This is a genomic window from Dactylosporangium aurantiacum (assembly GCF_000716715.1).
GTDB classification, from domain to species: Bacteria; Actinomycetota; Actinomycetes; order Mycobacteriales; family Micromonosporaceae; genus Dactylosporangium; species Dactylosporangium aurantiacum.
Window position 1 is genome coordinate 75465 of the sequence record NZ_JNYJ01000001.1, and the last position, 22680, is coordinate 98144.

Annotated in this window: 19 protein-coding genes; 12 read left to right on the forward strand and 7 right to left on the reverse strand. The window is 74.1% G+C overall.

The annotated features are described in order from the left end of the window. Positions 1-104: 104 nt before the first annotated feature. The 3 genes from OP18_RS00335 to OP18_RS00345 all read left to right on the forward strand — a co-directional run bounded on the left by OP18_RS00335 (position 105) and on the right by OP18_RS00345 (position 4889). On the forward strand, positions 105-1934 hold the full coding sequence (locus OP18_RS00335; protein WP_245635222.1) for an ABC transporter ATP-binding protein: 1830 nt from the start codon (positions 105-107) through the stop codon (positions 1932-1934). Between the two features lie 118 nt (positions 1935-2052). Next, positions 2053-3828, forward strand: a complete 1776-nt coding sequence (locus OP18_RS00340; protein WP_052386014.1) for an ABC transporter ATP-binding protein — start codon at positions 2053-2055, stop codon at positions 3826-3828. A 623-nt stretch (positions 3829-4451) separates the two neighbouring features. After that, positions 4452-4889 carry a hypothetical protein gene (locus OP18_RS00345; protein WP_156089205.1) on the forward strand — a complete coding sequence of 146 codons (438 nt, stop codon included), beginning with the start codon at positions 4452-4454 and terminating at the stop codon, positions 4887-4889. Between the two features lie 38 nt (positions 4890-4927). On the opposite strand, the gene OP18_RS00350 is transcribed toward OP18_RS00345, so the two are convergent. From OP18_RS00350 to OP18_RS51865, 4 genes are all read right to left on the reverse strand, one after another. Then, complete coding sequence (locus OP18_RS00350; protein WP_033356623.1) at positions 4928-5533, reverse strand: TetR/AcrR family transcriptional regulator; 606 nt, start codon at positions 5531-5533, stop codon at positions 4928-4930. A gap of 42 nt (positions 5534-5575) precedes the next feature. Beyond that, positions 5576-6313, reverse strand: coding sequence for an ABC transporter permease (locus tag OP18_RS00355; protein WP_033356624.1), 738 nt, complete (start codon positions 6311-6313; stop codon positions 5576-5578). A 4-nt stretch (positions 6314-6317) separates the two neighbouring features. Then, positions 6318-7049 carry an ABC transporter ATP-binding protein gene (locus OP18_RS00360; RefSeq protein WP_033356625.1) on the reverse strand — a complete coding sequence of 244 codons (732 nt, stop codon included), beginning with the start codon at positions 7047-7049 and terminating at the stop codon, positions 6318-6320. 135 nt (positions 7050-7184) lie between these two features. Further along, the gene (locus OP18_RS51865; protein ID WP_052386015.1) at positions 7185-10361 is read right to left on the reverse strand and encodes a midas domain-containing protein; all 3177 of its coding nucleotides are present in this window, start codon (positions 10359-10361) and stop codon (positions 7185-7187) included. 290 nt (positions 10362-10651) lie between these two features. On the opposite strand from OP18_RS51865, the gene hisI reads away from it, so the two are divergent. From hisI to ligD, 4 genes are read left to right on the forward strand one after another with little or no spacing between them, the layout of a single operon-like run. Beyond that, positions 10652-10999, forward strand: coding sequence for a phosphoribosyl-AMP cyclohydrolase (gene hisI / locus OP18_RS00375; protein WP_081970115.1), 348 nt, complete (start codon positions 10652-10654; stop codon positions 10997-10999). Then, entirely contained in the window at positions 10996-12531 is a 1536-nt protein-coding gene (locus OP18_RS00380; RefSeq protein WP_033356626.1) for an anthranilate synthase component I, read from the forward strand. The genes hisI and OP18_RS00380 overlap by 4 nt, the downstream gene beginning before the upstream one ends. Then, the gene (locus OP18_RS00385) at positions 12528-13055 is read left to right on the forward strand and encodes a Trp biosynthesis-associated membrane protein (protein WP_033356627.1); all 528 of its coding nucleotides are present in this window, start codon (positions 12528-12530) and stop codon (positions 13053-13055) included. The genes OP18_RS00380 and OP18_RS00385 overlap by 4 nt, the downstream gene beginning before the upstream one ends. A gap of 9 nt (positions 13056-13064) precedes the next feature. Then, complete coding sequence (gene ligD, locus OP18_RS00390) at positions 13065-14333, forward strand: non-homologous end-joining DNA ligase (protein WP_052386016.1); 1269 nt, start codon at positions 13065-13067, stop codon at positions 14331-14333. Here ligD and OP18_RS00395 read toward each other — a convergent pair. Further along, on the reverse strand, positions 14330-15388 hold the full coding sequence (locus OP18_RS00395; RefSeq protein ID WP_211273393.1) for a serpin family protein: 1059 nt from the start codon (positions 15386-15388) through the stop codon (positions 14330-14332). The two genes, ligD and OP18_RS00395, sit on opposite strands and share 4 nt — an antisense overlap. Before the next feature lie 154 nt (positions 15389-15542). On the opposite strand from OP18_RS00395, the gene trpC reads away from it, so the two are divergent. The 5 genes from trpC to OP18_RS00420 all read left to right on the forward strand — a co-directional run bounded on the left by trpC (position 15543) and on the right by OP18_RS00420 (position 21305). Next, entirely contained in the window at positions 15543-16346 is an 804-nt protein-coding gene (gene trpC / locus OP18_RS00400; RefSeq protein WP_033356629.1) for an indole-3-glycerol phosphate synthase TrpC, read from the forward strand. Further along, entirely contained in the window at positions 16343-17560 is a 1218-nt protein-coding gene (gene trpB / locus OP18_RS00405) for a tryptophan synthase subunit beta (RefSeq protein ID WP_389249281.1), read from the forward strand. Before trpC ends, trpB begins: the two co-directional genes overlap by 4 nt. Positions 17561-17565: 5 nt before the next feature. Next, a complete protein-coding gene (trpA, locus tag OP18_RS00410; RefSeq protein ID WP_033356933.1) occupies positions 17566-18363 on the forward strand; it encodes a tryptophan synthase subunit alpha in 798 nt (265 codons plus the stop codon). 61 nt (positions 18364-18424) lie between these two features. Further along, positions 18425-19699: an outer membrane protein assembly factor BamB family protein gene (locus OP18_RS00415; RefSeq protein WP_033356630.1), complete on the forward strand. Its 1275-nt coding sequence runs from the start codon at positions 18425-18427 to the stop codon at positions 19697-19699. Positions 19700-19847: 148 nt separating this feature from the next. Further along, positions 19848-21305, forward strand: a complete 1458-nt coding sequence (locus tag OP18_RS00420) for a methionine--tRNA ligase (RefSeq protein WP_033356631.1) — start codon at positions 19848-19850, stop codon at positions 21303-21305. Between the two features lie 56 nt (positions 21306-21361). On the opposite strand, the gene OP18_RS00425 is transcribed toward OP18_RS00420, so the two are convergent. Both OP18_RS00425 and OP18_RS00430 read right to left on the reverse strand, forming a co-directional pair. Continuing rightward, positions 21362-22021 carry an SGNH/GDSL hydrolase family protein gene (locus tag OP18_RS00425; RefSeq protein WP_033356632.1) on the reverse strand — a complete coding sequence of 220 codons (660 nt, stop codon included), beginning with the start codon at positions 22019-22021 and terminating at the stop codon, positions 21362-21364. A gap of 82 nt (positions 22022-22103) precedes the next feature. Beyond that, positions 22104-22592: an NUDIX hydrolase gene (locus OP18_RS00430; RefSeq protein ID WP_052386017.1), complete on the reverse strand. Its 489-nt coding sequence runs from the start codon at positions 22590-22592 to the stop codon at positions 22104-22106. Between the last annotated feature and the right edge of the window lie 88 nt (positions 22593-22680).

Sequence of the window (22680 nt, forward strand, 5' to 3'; positions counted from 1 at the left end):
TTCCGCCGGAGCCGGATTCTGTCGTACCTCGTCGGTAAGGTTGCACACGGCTGGGGCGACTTACCGGCCGGACGCGACGGAGGGCGGATGTGACCAGCGGCAAGGTGCTCCTCAAGGGGCTGTGGGTGCTCGGCCGGGCCGTCCGTGACGAGCCTCACATGTTCGCCATCTCGGTCGTCGGCAGCGTGGTCTTCAGCCTGCTCACGATCGCCACGGCGTTCGTCTCCGGCTGGGTGGTCGGCGAGATCGCCCTGCCCGCCATCGACGAGCGCCACGTCACCACCGGTTCGCTGCTGCTCGGCGGCGCCGCGATCCTGGCGGTCAGCCTCGGCAAGATCCTCGGCATCTTCGGCCGGCGGCTCGGCGCCGGCGCCATGCAGTTCCGCCTCCAGGCGCGCTACCGGCAGGCCGTCACCCGGCGGTATCTGCGGCTGCCCCTGGAGTGGCACCAGCGGCACGCGACCGGCACGCTGCTGTCCAACGCCAACGCCGACGTGGAGTCCGCGTGGTATCCGATCGCGCCGTTCCCGATGGCGGTCGGCACCGTGGTCATGCTCGTCGCCGCGATCGCCTCGCTGTTCGCCACCGACTGGGCCCTGGCGCTGGTCGGTGTCGCCGTCTTCCCCACCCTGCTGACCGTCAACGTCGCCTACTCGCGCCGGATGGCGCCCAGGGTCGCGAAGTCCCAGCAGCTGCGGGCCGAGGTGAGCGCGGTCGCGCACGAGAGCTTCGACGGCGCCCTGGTGGTCAAGACGATGGGCCGGGAGGCGGCCGAGACCGAGCGGTTCTCCGCCAGGACCGTCGAGCTGCGCGACGCCACGATCCAGGTCGGCCGGGTCCGGGCCGTCTTCGACCCGGTGCTCGACGCGCTGCCCAGCGTCGGCACCCTCGCCGTGCTGGTCGTCGGCGGGCTGCGTTTCCAGCAGGGCGCGGTCGCGGTGTCCGAGGTGGTCAGCGCCGCGTTCCTGTTCACGGTCCTCGCGTTCCCCGTCCGGGCGATCGGCTGGGTCCTCGCCGAGCTGCCGCGCAGCGTCGTGGGCTGGGAGCGGATCCGGCGCGTGCTGGACGCCGAGGGCGACATGGCCTATGGCGGGACCACGCTGCCGGAGGTGCACAAGCCGGCCGCGCTGCGCTTCGACGACGTCCACTTCGCCTACACCGACGCCGAGGGCCGCCGCGGCGGCGACGTGCTCAGCGGGGTCACGTTCGACGTGCCGGCCGGGCGCACCGTCGCCCTCGTCGGCTCGACCGGGTCCGGCAAGTCGACGGTCGCCGCGCTCGCCGCCCGGCTCGTCGACCCGCACACCGGCACCGTGCGCCTCGACGGCGTCGACGCCCGCGAGCTGACCCAGGAGGCGCTCGTCGGCACGGTCGCCCTGGTCGCGCAGGTGCCGTTCATCTTCGACGACACGGTGCGGGGCAACGTGACCCTCGACCGGAGCACCGCTGCGGGCCGGCCCGTCGACGACGAGGCCGCCTGGGCGGCGCTGCGGCTGGCGCAGGCCGACGGGTTCGTCGGGCAGCTCGCCGACGGGCTCGACACCAAGGTGGGTGAGCGGGGCACGTCACTGTCCGGCGGGCAGCGGCAGCGGCTCACCATCGCCCGGGCCCTGGCCGGCGCGCCGCGGCTGCTGGTGCTCGACGACGCGACCAGCGCCGTCGACCCGCGGGTGGAGGCGGCGATCCTCGCCGCGCTGCGCCGCGACGACGACCGGCAGGCCTCGATCCTCGTCGTGGCGTACCGGCGGGCCACCATCGCCCTCGCCGACGAGGTCGTCTACCTGGAGCGGGGTAGGGTCGCCGCCCGCGGCACCCACGCCGACCTGCTCGCCACCGTCCCCGGCTACGCCGACCTGGTCACCGCGTACGAGAAGGCCGAGGCCGAGAAGGAGCGCGAGCACGTGTTCGACGACGAGGAGAGCGTGACCGCATGAGCGTCCTGGTGTGCGGCGGAGGTGGCGGCGTGAGCGGGACACAGCGCGGCGGTGGGCTGCGAGTCGGCGGCGCGGGGCGGGGCTCGGGCCGGCGCCGGAGCGCAGCGGAGGTGGCGGCGTGAGCACGGTCGATGTGGCTGAGCCGGTGAAGGCGGGCGTCCTGCGGCGCGGGCTGCGCCTGTCCCCGGAGCTGTTCACCGGGCTGGCCGGCACCCTCGGGCTCGCCGTGCTCGCCACCGCCGGGCGGGTCGCCGTCCCGGTCGCCATCCAGCAGGGCATCGACAAGGGGCTGCGCGCGCCCGGCGGCCCCGACGTCGGCGTGCTCACCACGATCGTGGCGGTCACCGCCGGGGTGCTGCTCCTGACGATGTTCAGCGCCGCCATGATGAACGTGCGGCTGTTCACGGTCAGCGAGACCGCCCTTGCCGGCGTGCGCACCCGCACGTTCCGGCACATCCACAACCTGTCGATGCTGCACCAGCAGTCGGAGCGGCGCGGCGCGCTGGTCTCCCGGGTCACCGGCGACGTCGACCAGATCAGCCAGTTCCTGCAGTTCGGCGGGCTCATCTTCCTGGTCAGCCTCGGGCAGCTGGTGGTCACCACCGCCGTCATGTGCTTCTACTCGTGGCAGCTGACCCTGGTCGTGATCGCCGCGTTCGCGCCGCTGGTCTTCGTCGTGCGGCACTTCCAGCGCCGGCTCAGCGTCCTGTACCTCGACGTGCGCGAGAGCATCGGCGTGATGCTCGGCGCGATCGCGGAGAGCGTCGTCGGCGCCCCCGTCGTGCGGGCCTACGGCGTGCAGCGCCGCACCGCCGAGCGGCTCGACACCGCCATCGACCGCAGCCGCCGCGCGCAGTTCCGGGCCCAGACCAACAACGTCGTGAGCATGAGCTTCGGCGAGTTCGCGGCGGGCCTGGCGCTCGCCAGCGTCATCGTCGTCGGCACCGTGCTCGGCGTCGACGGTGACCTGAGCATCGGGCAGCTCACCGCGTTCCTGTTCCTCGCCACGCTGTTCGTCCAACCGGTGCAGGTCGCGACCGAGGTGCTCAACGAGGCGCAGAACGCGATCGCCGGGTGGCGCCGCGTGCTGGACATCATCGAGACCGAGCCCGACGTCGCCGACCCCGGCGCCGCCGGGCGGGACCTGCCCGAGGGCGCCGTCGACGTCCGGTTCGACCACGTGCACTTCGCCTATCCGGGCGGCCCCGAGGTCCTCACCGACGTCGACCTGACCGTGACGGCCCGCACCCGCGTCGCCGTCGTCGGCGAGACCGGCAGCGGCAAGACCACGTTCGCCAAGCTGCTGACCCGCCTCATGGACCCGACCACCGGCAGCGTCCTGCTGTCCGGGGTGCCGCTCACCGAGGTCCGCTTCGACTCGCTGCGCAGGCGGGTCGTCATGGTCCCGCAGGACGGGTTCCTCTTCGACGCGACCGTCGCCGACAACGTCCGCTTCGCCCGGCCCGACCTCAGCGACGTCGACCTGGAGCTGGCGTTCACCGAGCTGGGCCTGCTCGACTGGGTCGACGGCCTCAGCGACGGGCTGCGGACCCAGGTCGGCGAGCGCGGCGAGGCCCTGTCCGTGGGGGAGCGGCAGCTGGTCGCCCTGGCCCGCGCGTATGTCGCCGACCCCGACCTGCTGGTCCTCGACGAGGCCACCAGCGCCGTCGACCCCGCGACCGAGGTCCGGCTCCAGCGCACCCTGGACGCGGTCACCCGCGGGCGCACGACGATCGCGATCGCGCACCGGCTGTCGACCGCGCAGAGCGCCGACGAGGTGATCGTCGTCGACAAGGGCCACGTGGTGCAGCGCGGCCCGCACGCCGAGCTGGTCGCCGACCCGGACTCCATCTACGGCCGCCTGTACGCATCCTGGCTCGAACAGACCCGCTGACCCGGCCGTCGCCGCTCGGGCGGCTGGGTTGACGGGTCGGTTTCGGGTCGGCCGGCGTCGGCGGGCCGGGTTGGTGGGGTTGGGTTGCCGGATTGGGTTGCCGGATTGGGTTGCCGGATTGGGTTGCCGGGTTGGGTTGACGGGTCGGGTCGGGTCGGCCGGCCTCGGCGGGCCGGGTCGGTGGGGTTGAGTCGGCGGGTTGGGTTGCCGGATGGTTTTGCCGGGTTGGGTTGACGGTTTGGGTTGACGGGTTGGGTTGCCGGGTTGGGTCGGCGGGGCCGGGTTGGTGGTCGGGGAGCGGCCCGGGCGACGTGCGTCGCGCGTGCGTCCCGCATTACCGGCGACGCGCGTACGTCCCGCGCCACCGGTGACGCCGGTCGCTGCCCGACGTGGCGGTCCCGGCGGCCGCGTCTCGACCACGGCGGCAGCGGCGCCACCACCGGCCGCGTCCGCACGGGACCCGCCGCGTCTACCGAGATCCGGCGGCGCGGCAGCTGCGTCGGGCCGCTCCCGGACGGTCGCGCCGCTCGTGTCCGCGGGCGCCGGTTCGGCCACCGTCCTCATCGACGGCGTGCCGCGCGTCGGGGGTGTTGACGTGGGCTTCGGGGCCTACAGTGGCTTACGTGCCAGCCGGGGGGCGTCGATACGTGCCGATGCAGGTCCGGGTCGCGGTGACGGGGTTCAACGCGATCGGCGGGGTCATGTTGACCCTCGCGCTCACCGCGTTCGGGGTGCTGCTGTCCGGGATGCAGATCGACCCGGCCAACCAGGGCGGCACCGGCTACCTGGACTTCGTGCTGTTCTTCAACGCCGTGCTGTTCCTGTTCCCGCTCGCGATGGTGCTGGTGTTCCTCGGTACGCGCGTCAAACGCGGCGAGCACTGGGCGTGGCTGGCGAGCCTGGTGTTCTGGGCGTTCGTGGGGACGATGGCGCCGCTGCTGACGTGGCTGCTGCCGGCCCCGGCGGTCTTCGCGATCGTGCCGGTGTGCTGCGCCGCGGCGCTGGTGGGGCTGTTGCTGACGCCGCAGGCCAGGACGCACTGCGCGGACCTGGACGACTGAGGCGAGCGGAGCGTCCCGAAGACCCGCAGGCCCGGAAGTCAGCCGGCGGGTGGCGGGAGCAGCGGCTCGGTCAGGTACCGCTGGATCGTCGGCGCCACGCTGTGCACGATCTCGTCCTGGGACATCGAGGCCATCGGTTCGATCTTCAGGATGTACCGGACCATGACGATGCCGGCCATCTGGGAGGCGACCAGCGCGGCGCGGCGCGGGGCCTCGGCGGGGTCGAGCTTCAGGTGGCCGATCGCGCGGCGCAGGATCTGCGTGACCAGGAACTCGCGCAGCATCCGGGCGGACCACTCGTGCTGCATGGCGCTGCGGAAGAGGGCGGCGGCCGGGGAGCCGGCGGGGGAGTCCCACACGCCGAGGAACGTGCGCACGAGCCGCTCGCCGACGCCGTCGATGCCGGCCTCGAAGATCTTCGGCAGCAGCTCGCCGGGGTCGATCGGGGCGTCCATCGTGGCGAGGAACAGCTTGTCCTTCGCCCCGAAGTAGTGGTGCACCAGCGCCGGGTCGACCCCGGCGCTGGTGGCGATCTGGCGGATGGACGTCCCGTCGAACCCGCGTTCGGCGAAGGCCTCGCGGGCGGCAACCAGGATCGCCTGGCGGGTGTCCTGGTTGCCGGGGCGTCGTCCCGTACGTGCCATGAGCCTCTTCCCGATGTTCCGGCGTCGCCGCCGTCGCGGCGTTCAGGCGGTGCGGCGGCGCAGTGTGGCCGCCCCGAGCAAGAGTGCCACGATCACGCACCCGACGATGATGCCGAGGTCCCGCCACATGACGCCGGTGGGATCGGGGTGGGCGCCCAGCTCGGTGAGGGCCTGCACCGCGTACGACATCGGCAGCACGTCACTGATCGCCTGCAGCCAGCCCGCCATCTGGTCCCGGGGCTGCAGCAGGCCGCAGAGCAGCACCTGCGGCAGGACCACCGCCGGCATGAACTGCACCGCCTGGAACTCGCTGTTGGCGAACGCGCTGACCAGCAGCCCGAGCGCCATGCCGAGCACCGAGTTGCCGACCGCGATCACGCCGACGAGCCACGCCGGCCCGAGAGTGTCCAGGCCGAGCAGGACGTACGCGAGCGCCGAGGCGATCGCGGCCTGCACCGCCGCCGCGACGGCGAACGCGATGCCGTAGCCGAGCAGGATGTCGACCTTGCCGATCGGGGTGGTGAGCAGCCGCTCCAGGGTGCCGCTGGTCCGCTCCCGCAGCATCGCCACGCTGGTCAGCAGGAACATGATGACCAGCGGGAACACGCCCAGCATGATGAGGCCGACGCGGTCGAAGAGCTGAGGGCTCGCGTCGTACAGGTACCGCAGCAGGGTGAGCAGCACGGTCGGCACCACCAGGATCAGCGCGATCGTGCGCCGGTCGTGCCGCAGCTGCCGGAGGATGCGACCCGCGGTCGCGAACGTCAAACGGGCGGACATGACGTCAGGCCACCTTCTCCTTGTCGGACTCCTGCGCCTGTACGAGCCGCAGGAACGCCTCTTCCAGATCGTCCGTGCCGGCGCGCTCCCGTACCGCGGCGGGCGACTCGTCGGCGATGAGCAGCCCTTCGCGGATGAGCAGGAGCCGGTCGCAGCGCCCCGCCTCGTCCATCACGTGGCTGGACACGAGCAGCGTCGAGCCGGCCCGGGCCAGGTCGTGGAAGCGTTGCCAGAGCTCGTTGCGCAGCACCGGGTCCTGCCCGACGGTTGGCTCGTCCAGTACCAGCAGCTGCGGCTTGCTCACGATCGCGCAGGCGAGCGAGGCGCGCGCCCGCTGACCGCCGGACAGGGTGCCGACGAGCTGGTCCTTCGCCTGGCTGAGCCCCACGTCGGACACGGCCGCGTCGGCGGCGGCGGCGCCCAGCCCGTACAGGGAGGCGAAATACCGCGCGTTCTCCTTGACCGTCAGGTCCGCGTAGACGCTCGGCGCCTGGGTCAGGTAGCCCACCTTGTCCCGCAGCGGCGTCGACCCCGCCGGGTGCCCGAGCACGGTGACCGTGCCACTGACGATCTTCTGCACGCCGACCACGGCGCGCATGAACGTGGTCTTGCCGCTGCCGCTCGGCCCGAGCAGCCCTGTCACGCTCCCGCTGGGCACCGTGCAGGTGAAGTCGTGCAGCACCCGCCGCTTGCCGCGCGCGATGACGAGGTGCTCCACCTCGATCGCGTTGGTCATCTTCGGTTCCTCCGGTCCTCCGGGTCAGGAAACTCAACGGTTGATGAACTCAACGGTAGATGAAATCTTGGACATGCGTCAACGTGAAAACGGGGCGGACCGATGTACCCGGTCCGCCCCGCCTCCGTGTGGTCGCTAGAGCGCGAGCACGCGCTCCAGGAACTCCTTGTACTGCCGCAGCGCCACCCGCAGCGCCTCGGTGTCGGGGTGCTTCGCCGTCCGGTGCGGGTCGATCGCCAGCTGCTGCTCCTGCAGCTTCTCCGCCAGCGTCTCGATGGCGTCGCTCACCACCGCCGACGCCCGCGTCAACGCCTTCACCGGGTCGTCGACGAACTTCGACTCCGCCTTCACCAGCCGCGACCGGAACTTCTCCGCCCGCTTCGGCTTCCACAGCACGATCCGCTGCTCGGCCAGGTCACCGGGGCGCAGCGGAACGGCCGCGGCGGCAGCGGCGTACTCGAGTTCCTCGTCGACCTCGTCCACGTCGTCGCCGTCGTCGTCACTGTCACTGTCGGCCGCCGCGACGACGGGCTCGTCGTCCTCGTCCTCGTCGTCGGCTTCCGCGGTGGGCTCGTCGTCGTCGTCCTCGTCGGCGGACTCGTCGGTGTCGGCTTCCGCGGCGGGCTCGGCGTCGGTGTCGTCGCTCGCTTCGGTGTCGTCGCTCGCCTCGGCCTCGGCGTCGGTGTCGTCGCTCGCTTCGGTGTCGTCGCTCGCCTCGGCCTCGGGCTCGGCGGTCAGCTCGTCGATGTCGGCGACCAGGTTGACGTCGTCGTCGGCGTCGCTGGAGTTGTCGACGCCGGCGTCGATCGCCTCGACCAGGACGTCGGCCGGGGTCTCGGCCTCCGCCTCGGGCTCGTCGGCGGCGGCCGCTTCCTCGGCGGCGGCCTCGACGTCCTCTGCGACGTCAGCATCCGCGTCCCCAGCCGCCTCGGCTTCCGGCTCGGACGCCACCTCGGCTGCCGGCTCCTCGTCGCCGTCCGCCTCGGCCGCTGCCTCCGCGACGTCCTCGTCAGCCTCGGCCGCCGGCTCCTCGTCGCCGTCCGCCTCGGCCGCTGCCTCCGCGACGTCCTCGTCAGCCTCGGCCGCCGGCTCGTCATCGGCGACCGCGTCGTCCTCCGCCACCGCATCGTCGGCGATCGCCTCAGCCTCGAACGCAGCGGTGTCCTCGGCGGCCGCTTCGGCCTCCGGCGCCTCCTCTGCGGCGGCCTCAGCCTCGGGCTCGCCGCCTTCGTCCTCCGCGGCGACGTCGGCGGCCTCCGCGGCGACGTCGGCGGCCTCCGCGGCGACCGCCTCTTCGTCCGCGACCGCCTCTTCGTCGGCGACAGCTTCGTTGTCGGCGGTGACCTCGGCGTCGGCTTCGGCGGCGCTCTCGGCCTCCGGCTCGGCGACCGTGTCCTCGTCCTCGGAGTCCGCTTCGGCAGCGGGCTCTTCGTCCGCGACAGCTTCGTCGGCGACAGTCTCGTCCGCGACGGCCTCGGGCTCGGGCTCGGGCTCGGCAGTTTCGTCCGCGACGGCCTCGGGCTCGTCAGCCTCTGCCGCGGCCTCTTCGTCAGACTCGGACTCGGCGACCGGCTCGTCGGCGGCCTCCTCATCGGCGACCGCGTCCTCGGTGTCGGCTTCTGCGGCCGGCTCGGCTTCGACCTCTGCGGCCGCCTCTTCCTCGGCGGTGACCTCCTCGGCCGCCTCGGGCTCCGCGACGGCGTCGGACTCGTCGCTGTCGGTCTCGGCTACCGGCTCGTCCTCGGCGGACTCCTCGCCGGCGACCTCTTCGACGGCTTCGGGCTCGTCGGCGGTGTCGCCCTCCTCGGCGTCGGCTTCTGCGGCCGGTTCGTCGTCGCCAGAGGCTTCTTCGGTGTCGGCTTCTGCGGCCGGTTCCTCGTCGGTGGAGGCTTCCTCGCCGGCGGTCTCGTCGGCGGCGGTCTCTTCGACGGCTTCCGGCTCGTCGGCGGCGGTCTCTTCGACGGCTTCCGGCTCGTCGGCCGTCTCGGCCTCTGCGGTGTCGGCCTCGGCAGCAGGCTCGTCGTCAGTGGTGTCCTCGGCGACGGCCTCTTCGACGGCCTCGGGCTCCTCGGCTGCCGCGGCTTCCTCGGCGTCGGCTTCGGCTTCGGCTTCGGCGGCGGGCTCGTCCTCTGCGGCCTCCGCTGCGACCTCCTCGACGGCAGTGTCCTCGACGGTAGCGTCCTCGACGGCGGCGTCCTCGGCGACCGTGTCCTCGGCGGCGGCCTCGTCGACGGCCTCGGGCTCGGCGATGGGCTCGGCTTCCTCGGTGTCGGCCACCGCGGCCGGCTCGTTGTCAGTGGTCTCCTCGGCGGCGACCTCTTCCAGGGCTTCCGGGGCGGCGGGCGCTTCCTCGGCGGTGTCCTCCGCGGCGACCTCCTCGACGACCGCCTCGGGCTCCTCCTCCGCGGCGACGTCCTCGGCGGCGGCCTCATCCGCGGTGGCCTCTTCGGCTTCGGCGGCGGGCTCCTCGTCCGTGGCGGCCTCTTCCGCGGTGGCCTCCTCAACCTCGGCAGCAGGCTCCTCGTCCGCGGTGGCTTCTTCCGCGTCGGTGTCCGCGCTGGCCTCCTCAGCCTCGGCGGCTGGCTCCTCGTCCGCGGTGGCTTCTTCCGCGTCCGCTTCTGCGGTGGCTTCCTCGGCTTCTGCGGCCGGCTCCTCGTCCGCCGTGGCGTCCTCGGTCCCGGCCTCCGCGGCCGGCTCCTCGTCCCCGGAGGCCTCCTCGGCCGCTACCTCCTCGGCGACCGCGTCCTCGGCGACCGCGTCCTCGGCGACCGCGTCCTCGGCGACCACGTCCTCCGCAGCGACTTCCTCCGCGGCTGCCTCCGCGGACTCCGAGGGCTCCGTGACGGCCTCCGTGGACTCCGTAACGGCATCCGGGTCCGCTGGGGCGGCGGGCTCCTCGGTGGGCTCGGCGTCCGTGGTGGGGACCTCGGTGGTGAGGGCGTCCGTCGCTTGGAGGTCGGCGGTCGGGGTGGACTCGGCGGCGTCTGCGTCGACCCCAGCGGCCGGCTCCTCGTCGGTGGAGGCGGAGGCATCCCCGTCGGCGGGGCCGACGATGTCCGAGATGTCGTCCGGCACGGCGACCGTGATCGCGGCGGTGTCCGCCAGTGACGGCGCCGCGGTGTCGTCCGAAGCGGCGGCGGCCGGCGTCGCCTCGGCGGCAGGCGCCTCGGCGGTGTCCTCCGACGAAGCGGCGGCGGAGACGGGCGGGATGGTGTCCTCGACGGGCTGGCGCTGCTCGGGGATGCCCGGTGGGGTCGTCACTTCAGGGGAGGGGTTGGTCTGGTCGTCCGGCGGGGTGAAGTTGGGATGCATGGCGGGTCCTCCGTCCGCTCGGTCCGAACGGGGGGAGGGGGCCACCCGTTCAGACTGCTGTGGGCTCAGCGCTGGGGTCGCGGACGCCGGGAGGCCGAACGGCGCCCGGCCCGACGCCACCGGGCCGACGGCAGGCGGGGCCCCCGGCGAGGAGGGTCGGCCGACGGCAGGCGGGGAGGGATGAGCGACCGCCCAGACTTCCGTGCGGCGCACCGTCAAGGTACTCCGCAAACACGACCAGCCATAGACCCCAAACCCAAGAGAGCGGGCCGTGCGGAAGAATTGGACCCGTGTCGTCGAACCTTGATCCAGAAGTCGCGGACCGTCTGCGTCGCAACGAGGCCGGGTTGGTGCCCGCGGTCGTGCAGGAGCACGGGACCGGGCAGGTGTTGATGTTGGCGTGGATGGACGACGAGGCGCTGCACCGGACGCTGACGACCGGGCGGGCGACGTACTGGTCGCGCAGCCGCCAGGAGTACTGGGTGAAGGGCGAGACCTCCGGTCACGTCCAGCACGTCAGGTCGGTGGCGGTCGACTGCGACGGCGACACGCTGCTGGTGACGGTCGAGCAGACCGGCGCCGCGTGCCACACCGGCAACCACACGTGCTTCTACACGGACCTGAAGGTGGGACAGTGACGACCGGAGCCGTGGCGCCCGACGAGGCGACCTTCCACGAGCTGGCCCGCGGCCGCCGGGTGGTGCCGGTGACCCGGCGCCTGCTCGCCGACGGGGAGACGCCCGTCGGGGTGTACCGCAAGCTCGCCGGCGGGCCCGGCACGTTCCTGCTGGAGTCCGCCGAGCAGGGGGCCGGCGCCGCGGGCGCGGTCTGGTCGCGGTACAGCTTCATCGGCGTGCGCAGCGTGGCCACCCTGGTCGAGCGCGACGGCGCCGCGCACTGGCTCGGCGACCCGCCCGCGAACCTGCCGGCGGAGGGCGGCCCGACGGAGGTCCTGCGCGCGACCATCGCCGCGCTGACCGCCGACGACGCCGACCTCAAGGGGCTCGACCTGCCGCCGCTGTCCGGCGGGCTCGTCGGGTTCCTGTCCTACGACGCGGTCCGCCGCTTCGAGCGCCTGCCCGACCTCGCCGTCGACGACCTGCGCCACCCCGAGCTGGGCATGATGCTGGCCACGGACCTCGTGGCCCTGGACCACTTCGAGGGCACCGCGCTGCTCATCGCCAACGCGGTGCTGCCGGAGGCGGGTGCCGACCCGGCGGTGGTGACGGCGGCGTACCACCAGGCGATCGGCCGGCTGGACGCGATGACCACGGCGCTGTCCCGGCCGACCCCGCCGATGGTGTCCACAGTGGACAAGGTCGGGAAGCAGGACGTGGTCAGCCGCACCCCGGCCGGCGGCTACCCGAAGGCGGTCGAGGTCGCGAAGGAGGCGATCCGGGCCGGCGAGTGCTTCCAGATCGTGGTCGCGCAGCGCTTCGAGCGGGCCACCGACGCCGACCCGTTCGACGTGTACCGGGTGCTGCGCTCCACGAACCCGAGCCCGTACATGTACCTGCTGCGCTTCGACGGCTTCGACGTGGTCGGCTCGTCGCCGGAGGTGCACGTCAAGGTCGACGGGCGGCGGGCGCTGCTGCACCCGATCGCCGGGACCCGGTGGCGGGGCGCGACCCCGGAGGAGGACAACGCCCTGGCCGCGGACCTGCTCGCGGACCCGAAGGAGCGCGCCGAGCACGTCATGCTGGTCGACCTGGCCCGCAACGACCTGGGCCGGGTCTGCCGGCCGGGGACCGTCGAGGTGCCCGAGTTCATGACCGTGGAGCGGTACAGCCACGTCATGCACATCGTGTCGACCGTGGTCGGCGAGCTGGACGAGGAGCGGACCGCGTTCGACACCCTGGCCGCGACGTTCCCGGCGGGCACGCTGTCCGGGGCGCCGAAGGTGCGGGCCATGGAGATCATCGAGGAGCTCGAGCCGACCCGGCGCGGCCTGTACGGCGGCGTCGTCGGCTACTTCGGCTTCGGCGGCGACATGGACACCGCCATCGCGATCCGCACCGCGCTCATGCGGGACCGGATGGCGTACGTGCAGGCCGGCGCGGGCATCGTCGCCGACTCCGACCCCCTGGCGGAGGAGACGGAGACGCGCAACAAGGCCGCCGCCGTGCTCGCCGCGATCGCCACGGCCGAGACGCTGCGGCCGGCCCGATGACGGCGGCCCTGGCCGGCCGCAAGGGGCTGACCGTCACGACCCTCGCCACCGCGCTCGCCTCGGCGGTCGTGCTGTTCGCCGCGACCCGGCACTGGGACGCGGTCATGACACACCAGGTGTCGCCGCTGCCGCCGACGACGCACTACCGCACCGGCACCGACATGTCGCCGTGGCTGCCGGCGCTCGGCGCGGTCGGCCTGGCCGGCGCCGGGGCGCTGCTGGCCACCCGCGGCCGGCTCAGGACCATCGTCGGCGGGCTGCTCGCGCTCGCCGGCATCGGCGTCACCGGGGCGGTGATCGAGACGCTGCGGCACGGCATCGGCGCCGGCTGGCCGGTGCTGACGATCGTCGCGGCGCTCGTGGTGGTGGCCGCGGGCGCGGTCACCATCCGGTACAGCGACACCTGGCCGGAGATGGGGGCCCGCTACGAGCGGCCACAGGCCGGGGCGACCAGCGCGAAAGCGCCGCAGACACAGCTGTGGGACGCCCTCGACCGGGGCGAGGATCCGACCGCCGACCAGTAGGGTTCGCCTATGGCGAGCAGCAGCAAGGAAGTCCTCGAGGTCGCCGGTCGTGAGGTGACCGTCACCAACCCCGGCAAGGTGTACTTCCCGAAGTCCGGCCGCACCAAGCTCGACGTCGTGCGCTACTACGTCGCCGTCGCCGAGGGGGCCCTGCGCGGCGCCGGCGGCCGGCCGATGGCGTTGAAGCGCTACGTCAACGGCATCGACGGGGAGGCGTTCTTCCAGAAACGGGCGCCGGAGAAGCGCCCCGAGTGGATCGAGACGGCGCAGCTGCGGTACCCGTCGGGCCGCACCGCCGAGGAGATCGTCCTGCGCGACGCGGCCCAGCTCGCCTGGGTCGTCAACCTCGGCTGCCTGGAGCTGCACACCCACTCCGTCCTCGCCGAGGACGTCGAGCACCCCGACGAGCTGCGCATCGATCTGGACCCGGTGCCGGGGGTGCCGTGGTCGCAGGTGCTGGAGGTCGCGCTCGTCGCCCGTGACGTCCTCGCCGACCACGGACTCGTCGGATGGCCGAAGACCTCCGGTTCGCGCGGATTCCACGTGTACGCCCGGATCCACCCGAACTGGACCTTCGCCGAGGTGCGGCGGGCCGCGGAGGGCTTCGCCCGGGAGGTGGCCCGGCGGGCCCCGGACATCGCGACCGGCGCCTGGTGGAAGGAGGAGCGGCACGGCGTGTTCGTCGACTACAACCAGAACGCGAAGGACCACACCACCGCCTCCGGATACTCGGTGCGCCCGTCCGAGGAGGCCCGCGTCTCCACCCCGCTCACCTGGGACGAGGTGCCGGACTGTGACCCGGCGGCGTACACGATGGAGACCGTGCCGGGCCGCCCCGACGCGTGGGCCGGCATCGAGGACGCCCGCGGCGACCTGACCCCGCTGCTGGAGCTGGCCGCGACCTTCAAGAAGCAGGCGCCGGCGAAGAAGGGCACCGGCCGCCGGGCGCCGAGCATGCCGCTGATCGAGATCGCCCGCGCCGCCACGAAGGAGGAGGCCCTGGAGGGCCTTGAGCGGTGGAAGGCCCGCCACCCCGCGGTGTGGCCGCTGTTGGAGCCCGCCGACGTCCTCGTCGACTCGATGCGCGGCATCAACAGCCTGTGGACCCGCATCCGGCTCAACCTCGTGCACGTACCGGAGGCCGACCGCCCGCCGCAGGAGCCCCTGGAGGTCGACTACGACCCGTTCGCGAAGTGGAAGGAGCTGCAGGCCCGCGGCGAGGTCCCGGCCCGGCGGCGCCGCCCCGCGGCCGGCGAGGAGGCGCCCGAGGGTGTCTAGGGCCGCCTGACCCAGCCGGCGACCAGCACCAGGCCGGTGGGGCGGTGCACGGCGAAGTAGCCGAACGGCCGGTCGAACGTCACCGTCACGCGCAGCCGCCGGGCCGTGGGCGGGTGGAACGCCAGGGGGAACATGGCGAGCGCGGTCACCGTCGCGGCCTGGAAGCCCAGCGCGGTGAACCGGGCCAGGGCCTGCTGCCGGGCCGAGGAGACGGCCAGGTCGACCGGGCTGATCCCGGGGAACGTGCCGTCCCTGGCGGCGGTGCGCAGCCCGAACAGGTCCGGCATGGTGAGCAGGTCATGACCGGCGGTCACGTCGAACGACGGCAGGCTGACCACCAGCTCGGGCGCCGGGTCGGTGGCGTCGACCTCCTCGGCGTGCACCCCGGGCCCGGCGGTCGCCGGCGCGGCGCCGGCGAAGCCGTCGATCGCGGTGGCCAGGACGGCGCCCGGGGCGGCCGGCGGCGCCCCGAGGCAGAGGACCACGTCGACGTCCTCGGAACCCTCGACGGTGAGCAGCGTGACACCGCCGGTCGCGCGCAGCGGCGCGAGCGCGTCGGCGGCGACGTGCCCGCGCGACAGCGACGGCAGCCGAAGACCGGACCAGGGCCCGCCGGCCGGGGTCATGACCGCGTCGTCGAACGGCCGCCGCCACTGCGTCTCCACGGCCAGCGCCGAGGCGAGGACCAGGGCCGTGTCCTCGTCGACGGCGACCGGCAGGGCCGGGACGAGCCCGCCGGTGGACCGGGCCGCCCACGCGTCCAGGCGGGCCCGGTCGGCGGCCGGGTCGCCGGACAGCCGGGACCCGGCGTCCCAGCCGGGCGCGAGCGGCAGGTCGTGCCGGGTCCAGACGCCGGCCGCCGCGCGCACCGCGCCCGAGGCGGGCAGTTCGAGGGGGGAGGGGGCGACGGCGAGGAGCTCGTCGCGGGCCGGGCCGGACGCGACCCCGGCGAGCAGCGCGAGCAGCGGGTAGACCCCGGCGCCGGAGAAGGCGGCCGGGCCGTCTGCGGCGGCCGCCCAACGCGAGGTCAGGGTGTTTGCCAGGGCCACGGTCATGGGTCCAACCATACGAACGGCAAGGCATTATGCCCTAGTCCATCAGGTGACGTCGGCCATACCCCCACGGCCATCCACTGACCGGGGGGCTCCTAGCATCGGACGCATGACCACCGGAGAGGGGAGCTCCTTGATCAACGCGGAATCTGGCCGTGTGCTCGACGAGATCCTCGCCGGCGTGCGCGAAGACTTGGCCATCCGCGAGGCACAGGTGCCCCTGGACGAGATCAAGCTGGCCGCGGCGCAGGCGGCACCGCCCATGGATGCCTACGCCAAACTGAGGGCCCCCGGCGTGGGGGTGATCGCCGAGGTCAAGCGCGCGTCGCCGTCGAAGGGGCAGCTCGCGGAGATCCCTGACCCGGCGGAGCTGGCGAAGGAGTACGCCGCCGGCGGCGCCCGCGCCGTCAGCGTCCTGACCGAGGGCCGCTGGTTCGGCGGCAGCCTCGACGACTTCGCCGCCGTGCGCGCCGCCGTCGACGTCCCGCTGCTGCGCAAGGACTTCGTCGTGTCCTCCTACCAGGTGCACGAGGCCCGGGCGTACGGTGCCGACCTGGTGCTGCTCATCGTGGCCGCACTGGACCAGAACACGCTGTCGGGGCTGCTCGACCGGATCGAGAGCCTCGGCATGACGGCCCTGGTCGAGGTCCACGACGAGGAGGAGACCGACCGCGCGCTGGAGGCCGGCGCCCGCGTCATCGGCATCAACGCGCGTAACCTGCGCACCCTCGAGGTCGACCGGACGGTGTTCGAGCGCATCGCGCCCGGCCTGCCCAACGACGTGGTGAAGATCGCCGAGTCGGGGGTGCGCGGCCCGCACGACCTGATCCGCTACGCGTCCGCCGGCGCCGACGCGGTCCTCGTCGGTGAGGGGCTCGTCACCCAGAAGAGTCCACGGGACGCGGTCGCCGAGCTGGTCACGGCCGGCAGCCACCCGGCGACGCCGAGGCCGGCGCGGTGAACGCGTTCCTGTCCGCCGCCGGACTCCTGCCCGACCAGTCGGGGCACTTCGGCGAGTTCGGCGGGCGGTTCGTCCCCGAGGCGCTGATCGCGGCCCTCGACGGTCTCGACGCCGCGTACCGGCACGCGCAGGCCGACGAGGCGTTCCAGGCCGAGTTCGGCCGGCTGCTGCGCGACTACGCCAACACCCCGTCGCCGCTGTACCGCGCCGACCGGCTCTCCGCGCACGCCGGCGCCCGGGTGTTCCTCAAGCGCGAGGACCTCAACCACACCGGCGCGCACAAGGTCCGCAACGTGCTCGGCCAGGCGCTGCTCACCAAGCGGATGGGCAAGCAGCGGGTCATCGCCGAGACCGGCGCCGGGCAGCACGGCGTGGCCAGCGCCACCGCCTGCGCCCTGCTCGACCTCGAGTGCGTCGTCTACATGGGTGAGGAGGACACCCGCAGGCAGGCGCTCAACGTCGCCCGCATGCGGATGCTCGGCGCCACCGTGGTGCCCGTCACCACCGGCTCGAAGACGCTCAAGGACGCGATCAACGAGGCGCTGCGGGACTGGGTGACCAACGTCGACACCACCCACTACCTGCTCGGCACCGCCGCCGGCCCGCACCCGTTCCCGGCGATGGTCCGCGACTTCGTCAGCGGCATCAGCGTCGAGGCCCGCCGGCAGATCATGGAGCAGACGGGGCGGCTGCCCGACGCGGTCGCCGCGTGCGTCGGCGGCGGCTCCAACGCCATCGGCGCGTTCCACGCGTTCGTGCCCGACGAGGGCGTGCGGCTGTACGGGTTCGAGGCGGGCGGTGACGGCGTCGACACCGGCCGGCACGCCGCCAGCATCACCGGCGGCTCCACGGGCGTGCTGCACGGCGCCCGCACGTACCTGTTGCAGGACGAGGACGGCCAGACGGTCGAGTCGCACTCCATCTCCGCCGGCCTGGACTACCCGGCCGTCGGCCCGGAGCACGCGTACCTGCACGCCACCGGCCGCGCCACGTACGAGCCGGTCACCGACGCCGAGGCGATGGCCGCGTTCAAGCTGCTGTGCCGCACGGAGGGGATCATCCCCGCGATCGAGAGCGCGCACGCGGTCGCCGGCGCGCTGCGGGTCGTGCCGAAGCTCGCCGCCGAGCTCGGCCGGGAGCCGGTCGTCGTGATCTGCCTGTCCGGCCGGGGCGACAAGGACATGGACACCGCCCGCGACTTCTTCGGAGTGTGACGGTCATGAGCGTTGCTGTCGCCTTCGAGAAGGCCCGGGCCGAGGGCCGCAGCGTCCTCATCGGCTACCTGCCCGCCGGGTTCCCGACCGTGCCCGGCGCGACCGACGCGATCAGGGCGATGATCGACAACGGGGTCGACGTGGTCGAGGTCGGCCTGCCGTACTCGGACCCGGTCATGGACGGCCCCGTCATCCAGCGCGCCACCGAGGCCGCCCTCGCCGGCGGGTTCCGGGTCGCGGACGGGCTGCGCACCGTCGAGGCAGTGGCCTCGGCCGGCGCGCCGATCCTCGTCATGACCTACTGGAACCTCGTGGAGCGCTACGGGGTGCAGCGCTTCGCCGCGGACCTCGCCGGCGCCGGCGGTGCCGGGCTCATCACGCCCGACCTGATCCCGGACGAGTCCGGGCCGTGGCTGGAGGCGTCCGACGCGCACGACCTCGACCGGGTGTTCCTGGTCTCGCCGTCCTCGACGGACGCCCGGATCGCGATGACCGCCGGGCGGTGCCGCGGCTTCGTCTACGCGACCAGCGTCATGGGCGTCACCGGCGCGCGCAGCAGCACCAGCACCGCCGCGCCCGCCCTCGTCGAGCGGATCCGCAAGGCCGACCCGTCGGTGCCGGTCGCGGTCGGGCTCGGCGTCTCCAACGGCGAGCAGGCCGCGGAGGTCGGCGCGTTCGCCGACGGGGTCATCGTCGGCAGCGCCCTCGTGCGGTGCCTGCAGGACGCCGCCACGCCCGCCGCGGGGGTCGCCGCGGTCGCCGCCCTCAGCGCCGACCTCGCCGAGGGCGTCCGCCGCCGCTGACGCACGGCAGTCACCGGGCCCGACGGGGATCGTTGAGCCCGGCGTGCGGCGATTTTTCCGTTTGGTACCTGTAGCGCTCCTGCTGTCCGCGGCCCCGGCCGGCCTGGCCCTCGCCTTCCCCGGCACGGACCGGCCGACGGCACCGGCGACGGCGGTGGCCGAGGCCGACGCGAGCTGGCGGCAGGACGGCAACGGGCCCGGCCGCGCCGGGTACCAGCCGGTCGCCCCGTACCTGCGGGCGGGCTCCGCGGCCAGGATCGACACGCTGTGGACCGCGCCCGCGTCCCGGCCCGGGGAGCAGGTCGGCGGCGCGATCGTCGTGGACGGCAACCTGCTGCGCGCCTCCGGCGGCCCGACCGGCCAGATCCGCCGCTACGACGCGGTCACCGGCGCCGACCTCGGCGCGGTCCTCGACGTGCCGGACCGGCGCCTCGGCCAGCTCGCCGCGGCGCCCGCCGGCCGGCCGCCCGCGCTGCTCGTGGAGTCCCAGGCGGTCGCCGCCGGCACGGACGAGGCGCTGGCCCGCTACCTCGGCGCGTACGACCTGCGCGGCGGCCGGCAGTGGCAGGTGACGCTGCCCGACGCGGTGTCCGGCGGCTTCACCGTCGCCGGGGAGCTGCTGCTGCGGGCCGCCGGCACCACCCTGACCGCGCTGCGGCTCGCCGACGGCACCACCGCGTGGACGGCGCCCCTGGACGGCGAGGCCGGCCTGCACCCGCCGGTCGCCGACGGCGGCCTCGCCCTGCAGACGTTCGAGGCCGGCGCGGGCACCGGCCTGGCCGCGTTCGACCTGCGCACCGGCACGCGGCTGTGGCGGCAGGACGTGAGCGGGCCGTGGCTCATCGCCGCCGGCGGCATCGCCTACGTCACCGGCACCGGCGGGGTCTGCGCGCACACCGTCGCCGACGGCGCCCGCCGCTGGTGCGACACCACGACGCTGCGCGACCCGCGCTCCGCGACCACCGACGGGCAGACCCTCATGGTCTTCGACGCCCACGGCCGCGCCGCCGGGTTCGGCACCGGCGACGGCGCGGTCCGCTGGACCCGCGACTGGGGCATGGCTGGCGCGGAGGTCGCCACCTCCTACTGGTCCCCGGTCAACGGCGGCGGCGTGCTGTACGGGGTGGTGTACCAGTTCGCGATCCGCGACGGCGCCCCCGTGCACCGCGTCGAGCTGCTCGCCCTCGACGCCGCCGCCGGCACCGTCCTGGCCCGGCGCGACCTCGGGTTCGACTCCCTGCACGGCGCCGAGCCGCTGCTGCTCAGCGGCGACCACGTCTACTTCGCGGCGCTGGAAAAGCTGATCGCCCTGGGGGAGCGTCCCCCGGTACGCTGACCGTCATGCACACCGACCGGATGATGCGCCCCGTCACGGGGCCCGTCGGCGTGCGCTAAGTCCGCTCACCACTCGCCCCCGCACGCAGGGGCGAGCCGGATCGGGTCCGTCCCCGCCGTCGCGGGGCACCGCAGACCGGAGATCCACGATGAGCTTCTACGTCACCACCGCCATCCCGTACGTCAACGCCGCCCCGCACCTCGGCCACGCCCTCGAGCTGGTCCAGGCCGACGTCCTCGCGCGGCACCGCAGGCTGCGCGGGCAGCCGGTCCGGTTCCTCACCGGCACCGACGAGAACGCGCTGAAGAACGTCACCGCCGCCGCGGCCGCCGGCGCCGCCGTGCCGGACTTCGTCGCGGCGAACGCCGACCGGTTCGCGGCGCTGCGCCCCGTGCTGGACCTGTCGTTCGACGACTTCATCCGCACCTCCCAGGATCCGCGGCACGCGGCCGGCGTCGAGGCGCTGTGGCGGCGCACCGCCGCGGCCGGCGACCTCTACCGCCGCGACTACCAGGGCCTCTACTGTCCGGGCTGCGAGCAGTTCTACGAGCCCGCCGAGCTGGCCGCGGGCCGGTGCCCGGAGCACGGCACCGAGCCGGAGACGGTGACCGAGTCCAACTGGTTCTTCCGGCTGTCCCGCTACACCGGCCGGATCCTCGCCGCGCTGGAGTCCGGTGAGGTACGGGTCGAGCCGGCCGCCCGGCGCAACGAGGTCCTCGCGTTCGTGCGGGCCGGCCTGCGCGACATCAGCGTGTCCCGGCCCGCCGCCCGCGCCGGCGGGTGGGGCATCCCGGTGCCCGGCGACCCGTCGCAGGTCGTCTACGTCTGGTGGGACGCCCTCGCCAACTACGTCACCGCGCTCGGCGACGGTGAGCTGTACCGCCGGTGGTGGCTGGACGCCGCCGAACGCGTCCACGTGATCGGCAAGGGGATCGTGCGGTTCCACGCCGTCTACTGGCCGGCGCTGCTGCTGTCCGCCGGGCGGCCGCTGCCCACCACGATCTTCGTGCACGAGTACCTGACCGTGGACGGCGCGAAGCTGTCCAAGAGCGCCGGCAACGCGGTCGACCCGGCGGACCTCGCCGGCCGGTTCGGCAGCGACGCGCTGCGCTGGTGGCTGCTGCGCGACGTCGCCCCGCTGGGTGACACCGACTTCACCGAGGAGCGGCTGCTGCACCGGTACCACCAGGACCTCGCCAACGGGATCGGCAACCTGGTCAACCGCACGATCGGGCTCGTGCACCGGTGCCGGGGCGGCCGGGTGCCGCGGGTCGCCGGCACGCACGGGGCGCTCGCCGGGGCCGTCGACCGGGCCCTCGCCGCGTTCGACCTGCGGGCCGCGACCGGCGCGATCTGGGCCGCGGTCGCCGCCGGCAACCGGCAGGTCGAGGCGGCCCGGCCGTGGGACCTGGCCAAACGCGAGGCGGCGGGGGACACGGCGGCCGGCGACGACCTCGACGCGGTCCTCGGCGGCCTGGTCGCGTCGTGCCGGGAGATCGTGCGCGAGCTGTCGCCGTTCCTGCCGTCCGGCGCGGCCCGGCTCGCCGCGCAGCTCGGCGACGGCGACCGGGTCGGCACCGCGGCGCCGGTGTTCCCGCGCCGGTGACGCCGGGCGGCGTCAGTCGCGCGGGCGGGTGCCGTCAGTCGCGCGGGCGGGTGCCGTCAGTCGCGCAGGGCGGCCCGCCACGCGTCGCGGACCGCCTCGGCACCCCACGCGTTGGGTTCGATGTGCCCGCACAGCCACAGGTCGCGGTTGCCGGGCCGGGGGTCGCCGCCGGTGATGTCGCCGGCCTTGGCGCCGTGGCCGAGGAACGCCGCGTGCAGGTCGGCGACCACCGCCCCGTGCCGGGCGGCCGCGTCGCGGATCGCGTCGTTGAGGGCGGCCAGCACCGCCAGGCCGCCCTGCCAGACGGGCAGCCCCGCCCAGGACAGGTCGCCGGTGCCGTCGGTCGGGTCGTACACGGTGCTGACCACGACCCGGGCACCGGTCGCGGTGAGGGCCGGCAGGGCGACCGCGTAGTTGGCGGCGACCTTCGCCACGGTGCGCTCCGCCGCGTCGCGGTCCGGGGGCAGGCCCGCGCCGGCCGGCGCGAACAGGGTCGTGAGCAGGTCGTTGCCGCCCATGGTCAGAGTGATCAGGGCGGGCCGGCCCTCGACCTTGTCGAGCTGGAACCGCACGACGTCGTCGCTGGTCGCGCCGTCGCAGGCGAGCAGCGTCAGGTCGATGCCGAAGTCGTCGGCGAGCAGCGAGGCGGCACCCAGGCCCGGGCCACCGGCATAGTCGTCGATCGAGATGGAGTCGCCGAGCGCGTAGTAGGCCACCGGACCAGTAGATCACCCGGCGCCCGGTGCGTGGTGCACGCGCCGGGCCGCGCCACCGCTGCGGTGCCGGCCCGGGCCCGGCTCAGGCGTCGACGGCCTCGCGCGTGACCTCCCGCAGGACGTCGCGCTTGATCTGGCGGATCACCCCGCTGCGGCCGGCACCGGCGTCGGCGATGGCGGTGCGGGTGGTGGCGGTCAGCGGCTCCGGCAGCGACGCCGGGTCGTGCCAGGCCAGGCGGCTGATCCGGCCGGGCGCGTTCAGCGCCGGCCCGCCACCTTCCAGGCGGCCCTCGAGGCGGCCGCGGAACACGTGGACGAACAGGTCCGGGACCGCCTCGCCGCAGCCGTCGCCGGTCACCTCGTACATGCCGACGAGCTCGACCATCTCGGCCTGCAGGCCGGTCTCCTCGAAGATGTCGCGGACCGCGGCGTGCACCGGGCTCTCCGCCGCGCGGACCCGGCCGCCGGGCAGGCCCCACAGCTGGTGGCCGCCCGCCTGCTGGCACAGCAGCACGCGGCCGGCCGCATCTTCGATGATGGCGGCGACCGCGGACGTGACTTCGTAGCTCATATTCGCACTCTAGGCGCCATAGCGGACCGTTGCGATACCTTCGCTGGTGGTGATCTTCGCCGGTCGGAGTGGGGTTTCGGGCGCCGCG